The sequence below is a fragment of the Mesorhizobium sp. M1E.F.Ca.ET.063.01.1.1 genome, assembly GCF_003998155.1.
Taxonomy (GTDB): domain Bacteria; phylum Pseudomonadota; class Alphaproteobacteria; order Rhizobiales; family Rhizobiaceae; genus Mesorhizobium.
This window is the reverse complement of sequence record NZ_RZSC01001223.1, coordinates 1-1090: the sequence shown is the minus strand read 5'-3', so window position 1 is coordinate 1090 and position 1090 is coordinate 1. Positions and strand designations below refer to the sequence as shown.

General features: G+C 58.3%; 1 protein-coding gene. It reads right to left on the bottom strand.

What is annotated here, in order from left to right; genetic code table 11:
- Positions 1 to 63: 63 nt before the first annotated feature.
- A complete protein-coding gene (locus tag EOA29_RS37430) occupies positions 64 to 1086 on the bottom strand; it encodes an ATP-grasp domain-containing protein (RefSeq protein ID WP_127222459.1) in 1023 nt (340 codons plus the stop codon).
- Positions 1087 to 1090: the final 4 nt, after the last annotated feature.

Here is a 1090-nt window from a genome sequence, read left to right as displayed (position 1 = left end):
GGCTCAGCGTTTCCGATCAAAGCTGCAAGTGATTCGTGTTGCGACTTTTTCGAAGTCGCAATTCTACCTATTGTGAGGAATGTCGATTCCGAAATACCGCGTATGGGCGACATTGAGAATGCGATTGACCAAGCTCGAGAAGCTATATCCAGCGGTGCTCGCAGCAAGGGGGTAAGAGGAGGAGGTTCCGAGCCCCGGAATGGAGTTGATCTCCAGCACAAAGGGCTCGCCGGAGCGGTCAATCCTGAGATCGACGCGGGCAAAGTCCCGGCATTGGCAGGCACGGAAGGTCGCGACCGAAATATCCCGCAGCACGGTCGCAAGGCTGCTCCCGACTTCGGCCGGGCAAATCTTCCGCGGCGTCCCGGCCGCCATGTACTTCCCTTCCCAAGTGTAAAGGCGCGTTTCCCGGTCGCCGAAGTCGTGTTCCACCAGAGGCAAAACCTCGATGTCTCCGTTTCCCAGCAGCCCGATGGCGATTTCTCGCCCGTCAATGTATTCTTCCACGAGCGCATCCTGCGCATATTGCGTGACTATCACTTCCACGGCCTGTCTCAACTGAGCGGGGTTATCCACGAGTTGCAAACCGAAGCTGTTGTCTTCGTGACGAGGCTTCACTACCACTGGAAAGCGCAGGTCGCCGGTATTCTCCGTGCCGTGACGCATCACGCGAAAGTTAGGCGTCGGCACACCGCAATCGCCGATGAGTCTCTTGGTGATGACCTTGTCGCTCGTGAGCCCAATCCCATGCGGCCCACAACCAGTGTACGGAACACCGGCCATCTCAAGCATGGCCGGAACGTGAGCGAGAGGGTACTCGCCCTGAATTCCCTCGGCATAATTGAAGACGATACCGGAAGGGCGCGCGTGCGAATCGGGTGGCATGAACCGCTCGAGGGAAGCGAGCAGTCCTTTGTCGCCTTCACACAGCAGCGTCTCGTGACCGCTCTCTTGCAGTGCCGCCATTACTCTTTGGGCTGTCTCGTAGGATGACTCCGGCCAAGGCTGGGGCGGCACCGAACAGGGCTGACCGAATCGGTTGATCACGCCCGTAGAATGAAGGTTAGAGACGACGGCTACCCGCATGAGA

Excerpts from the sequence above, each read along its gene's own strand:
- EOA29_RS37430 (WP_127222459.1), bottom strand. The coding sequence starts at position 1,086 with ATGCGGGTAGCCGTCGTCTCTAACCTTCATTCTACGGGCGTGATCAAC.